Here is a 4397-nt window from a genome sequence, read left to right as displayed (position 1 = left end):
GCGCACGCAGAAGAATTCCGACGAAACCAAGATTGCGACCCTGACCGCGACGCTCGACACCGCGGAGCGGGAGCAGAAGCGGCTCAAGGACGCGGCGGCCGAGGGCGCGGCCGCCGCCGACGCCGGCGCGCGAGCGGCCGCCGCAACGAGCGCGCTCGACGAACAGAAGGATATTTCCGCGAAAGCGCTGGCCCAGGTCGACGTGCTCAATCAGCAGATCGCCGCGCTGCGCAAACAGCTCGCCGCGATCGAGGACGCCCTCTCGGCTTCCGAAGCGGCGGGCCGCGAGGCGCAGTCGAAGATCGCCGATCTCGGGTCGCGGCTCAATGTCGCGCTGGCGCAGAAAGTGCAGGAGCTCAACCGCTACCGCTCCGACTTCTTCGGCCGGCTGAGGCAGATCCTCGGGCAGCGCCCGGACATCCGCGTGGTCGGCGACCGGTTCGTGTTCGAATCCTCGGTCCTGTTCGACGTCGGCAAGGCCGACATCAGCCCGCAGGGCAAACAGTCTCTCGACTCGCTAGCCTCCGCCGTCCTCGACCTCGAGCGCGAAATCCCGCCCGATATCCCCTGGATCCTCAGGGTCGACGGCCATACCGACAATCAGCCGATCAGCGGCGCCGGCCAGTTCAAGTCGAACTGGGAGCTCTCCGCCGCGCGCGCCGTCGCCGTGGTGCAATACCTCGTCTCGAAAGGGGTGGAGGCGGACCGGCTCGCCGCCACCGGCTTTGGCGAGTTCCAGCCGATCGACGCCGGGACCGACGACGCGGCCATGGCGCGCAACCGGCGCATCGAGCTGAAGCTGACCGAGCGGTGAGCGCCTCCGTCCAGACGTTGCGGGGCTTCGACGAGCGCGACCTTCCGGCGCTTTGCGACCTCTGGGTCGCGGCCTGGCGCGAGACCGGGTTCCCGATCGACTTCGAGGCGCGCCGGCCCTGGCTCGTCGAGCGGCTCCACGCCCACCGCGCGACGGGAGGCGTGGTCGTCATCGGCCTCGACGGCGACGGCCGACCAGCAGGGTTCGTCACGATCGATCCAATGAGTGGCTACCTCGACCAGATCTGCGTCGCCCCGGCCGAGATGGGCTCGGGACTCGCCAAAGCGCTCCTTGACGAGGCCAAGCGGCGCAGTCCCGGGGTCGTCGAACTCGACGTCAACGAGGCCAACGCGCGCGGGCGCCGCTTCTATGAGCGTGAGGGTTTCGTTGTCGTCACCCGGGGGTCGAGCGTGCAGTCGGGCCTGCCCACGTGGCGAATGCGCTGGACGGCGCGGGGCTGATGCGCTTCTTTGCGCGGTTGCCAGGACGGCGGTTCCCGGTTAGGCCTTGCCCGGCAAAGGAGACGCCGCCACCGCGCCCCGCGGCGGGCCAGAAGGTCGCCCTTTTCGGAGAAATCGATTATGCGCAACATTGTCATCCTGTCGCTGGCCGGCGTCGCGCTGTCGGCGCTTGCGACCCCGTCGCTCGCGGACGACCTCGCCATCGCCGTCGCGGGCCCGATGACGGGACCGCTCGCCTCGATCGGCGACCAGATGAAGCGCGGCGCGGAAGCCGCCGCCGCCACGATCAACGATGCCGGCGGCGTCAACGGGCGCATGATCAAGATCGTCGTGCAGGACGACGTCTGCGATCCGAAACAGGCCGTCGCGGTGGCGAACCTGATCGTCGGCCAGCAAATCAAATTCGTCGATGGCCATGCGTGCTCAGGCTCGTCGATCCCGGCCTCGGAGGTCTATGCCGAGAATAACATTTTGATGATGAGCCCGGCCTCGTCGAACCCGGCGTTGACCGAGAAAGGCCACCCAACGATCATGCGCCTCTATCCGCGCGACGACGCGCAGGGCGCTTTCGCCGCCCCATGGATCGTCGACAAGTTCAAGGGCAAGAAGATCGCGATCGTCCACGACAAGTCGGCCTACGGCAAAGGCCTCGCGACCGTCGTAAAGGACAAGCTGAACGCCGCCGGCGTCACTGAGGTCCTGTTCGAAGGCCTGAACCCCGGCGAGAAGGACTACAGCGCGATCGTCTCCAAGCTGAAGGGCGCCGGGGCGGATTTCATCTATTTCGGCGGTTATCACCCCGAGGCAGGCCTCATCCTGCGTCAGGCGGCCGACCAGAACTTCAGGCCGCAGATGATGAGCGCCGACGCCCTCGCCACCTCCGAGTTCTGGCAGATCTCCGGGCCGGCCGGCGAAGGAACGCTGTTCACCTTCCCCTCTGATCCACGCCGTTCGCCCGCCGCCGCCAAGGCCCTCGAGCAGTTCAAGGCCCAGGGCTTCAACCCGGAGGGTTTCACGCTGATCAGCTATGGCGTCATCCAGGCGATCGCCGACGGCGTAAAGAAGGCGGGCTCCGACGATCCGAAGGCCGTCGCTAAGGCGCTCGAGAGCGGCGAGCCGTTCGAGACGGTGCTCGGGACCGTTAGGCTCGACTCCAAGGGCGATTTAAAGGACCCGAGCTTCGACCTCAACAAATGGAGCGACGGCAAGTACGCCGCAATCAGCCAGTAGGACCGACGCAGAAGCGCAGGACAGTCTTCCGTTTGTCGAAGCGCGCGCCGCGGCTCCCTGAGCCGCGGTGCGGTTTTTTGGAGGGCCTGGCATGCCCATTCTGGTGACGGGCGCGGTCGGAATGATCGGCCGCAAGCTCACAGAAAGTTTCGTCGAACGCGGGGGCCCGGGCGGACAACGGGTCGATGCGTCATTCGACGACATCGTCCGCATCCACGTTGAGGACGAGCTTTGGGGAAGGGTCTGACGGTCATGCGTTCCCCGCGCCAGCCGGATCGCGCGCAAGCGATGACGACCGGGCGATGGAGAGCCGGGCGCCCCGCGAGCCGCCGGGCCTTCCTCTTGTTTCTAGCGGTAGCCGCTGTCGGCGCGTCGAGCCGCGTCACGGCGGCCGCGCCGTCGGGCGACCGCCTCGTGCAGGCCGGTGGCCTGCTCTCGTCTCTGGAAAAAAGCGCCGGCGGCCGGCTCGGCGTCGCCGTGCTCGACTCGGGGAGCGCGGCGAAGCTCCTCTATCGCGCCGACGAGCGCTTCCCGCTGTGCAGCACGTTCAAGCTCCTCGCCTCGGCCGCCGTCCTGAAACGTGTCGACGCGGGACAGGACGTGCTGGGGCGCCACATCCCCTACGGGCAGGCGGACCTGCTCGACTATGCGCCTGTCACGAAGGCGCATCTCGGATCCGGCGGCATGACGCTCGGCGATCTCTGCGCCGCAGCGATCGACTGGAGCGACAACACCGCGGCCAATCTGATCCTGAAGGAGATCGGCGGCCCCAAGGGCTTCACCGCGTTCGCCCGTTCGCTGGGCGACCCCACGACCCGGCTCGACCGCGACGAGCCCACGCTCAATACCGCGATTCCGGGCGATCCACGCGACACCACAAGTCCGCTTGCGATGGCGCGCGACCTGCAAATGGTGCTTTTAGGCGCGGTCCTCTCGGAAGCGTCGAAGACACAGCTCGAAGCCTGGCTGATCGCCGACAGGGTCGGTGACAAGCGGCTGCGCGCAGGCCTGCCGCAGAACTGGGGAATCGGCGACAAGACCGGCTCCGGCGATCACGGCACGGCCAACACGATCGCCATCATCCGGCCGCCAAATCGCGCGCCGCTCCTCGCCGCCGTCTATTACACTGAGGGGGCCGATGCGATGGATGCGCGCAACGCCGTCAACCGTCAGGTCGGGGAGATCATCGCGTCGACGTTCTGACGGAACGGCCTGCGGCACCGTCATCCGCGCCGGCGAAGTTCGATGCGGACGTCAGTGATGTCGCCGCCGCTGGGCCGGATGCTGACCCCCTGCGTGCGGCCATTCGATGTCAGCGAGACGGCGGCGGTGAAAGTCCCACCGTCGATCTGGCCTTCGAATCGATTCTCGGCAACGCGCCCCGTGAGATGACCTGACACGCCTCGGGAAGCTTCGTTCCATGTTCCCTGGACCGAGTCGCCGGAGGCTTCGACGTAGCTCTTGATGTCGAGCCGGAAGCTTTCGCTGGCGCACACGATCGCTTGATTGAGCGCGGCGCCGTCTTTGGCCCCGGAATATTCCGCCCGGCAGCGGATCTGCTCTCGATGCCCGTCCGACGCGACGATCTGGCCGCTGCCGCTCCACTGACCCATGAAGTTTCGGAATGGACTGGGGGTAACGGCTTCGGCCTTCGGAGCGACAAGGGCGAACGCAAGGGCCAAAGCCGGTAATGCCTTGACGCGGAGCGGGGAAAGGAAAAACTTGATCGTGGGCATGGGCTCTCTCCACAATTGTTATTGCCGGCTAGACCGAACTTCCGAGTTGCGTTTCGCGGGAAGGTGCGGGTTTGTGCGGGGTTGCGGGGATTTGCGGCGAATTTGTAGGCATGTAATTAGGTTATTGACTGCGCCGGGACGTCGTGATTCAAGCTG

The 4397-nt window shown here is 66.7% G+C and carries 6 protein-coding genes; 5 read left to right on the top strand and 1 reads right to left on the bottom strand.

The window, feature by feature from the left end; genetic code table 11:
- The 5 genes from ACLP25_RS18145 to bla all read left to right on the top strand — a co-directional run.
- Positions 1-814, top strand: an 814-nt coding sequence (locus tag ACLP25_RS18145) for a peptidoglycan -binding protein (RefSeq protein WP_442470572.1), incomplete at its 5' end; no start/stop codon positions are given.
- Entirely contained in the window at positions 811-1275 is a 465-nt protein-coding gene (locus tag ACLP25_RS18140; protein ID WP_442470571.1) for a GNAT family N-acetyltransferase, read from the top strand. The genes ACLP25_RS18145 and ACLP25_RS18140, both read left to right, overlap by 4 nt.
- Positions 1276-1395: 120 nt before the next feature.
- Positions 1396-2505, top strand: a complete 1110-nt coding sequence (locus ACLP25_RS18135; RefSeq protein ID WP_442470570.1) for an ABC transporter substrate-binding protein — start codon at positions 1396-1398, stop codon at positions 2503-2505.
- Between the two features lie 91 nt (positions 2506-2596).
- The gene (locus tag ACLP25_RS18130; protein ID WP_442470569.1) at positions 2597-2752 is read left to right on the top strand and encodes a hypothetical protein; all 156 of its coding nucleotides are present in this window, start codon (positions 2597-2599) and stop codon (positions 2750-2752) included.
- Positions 2753-2847: 95 nt separating this feature from the next.
- Positions 2848-3708: a class A beta-lactamase gene (gene bla / locus ACLP25_RS18125; RefSeq protein ID WP_442470568.1), complete on the top strand. Its 861-nt coding sequence runs from the start codon at positions 2848-2850 to the stop codon at positions 3706-3708.
- Positions 3709-3728: 20 nt separating this feature from the next.
- On the opposite strand, the gene ACLP25_RS18120 is transcribed toward bla, so the two are convergent.
- Positions 3729-4241: a hypothetical protein gene (locus ACLP25_RS18120; RefSeq protein ID WP_442470567.1), complete on the bottom strand. Its 513-nt coding sequence runs from the start codon at positions 4239-4241 to the stop codon at positions 3729-3731.
- Positions 4242-4397 lie beyond the last annotated feature (156 nt).

The organism is Roseiarcus sp., assembly GCF_052145395.1.
Classification (GTDB): Bacteria; Pseudomonadota; Alphaproteobacteria; order Rhizobiales; family Beijerinckiaceae; genus Roseiarcus.
The sequence above is the reverse complement of the archived record's forward strand: the minus strand, read 5'-3'. Positions and strand labels throughout refer to the sequence as shown.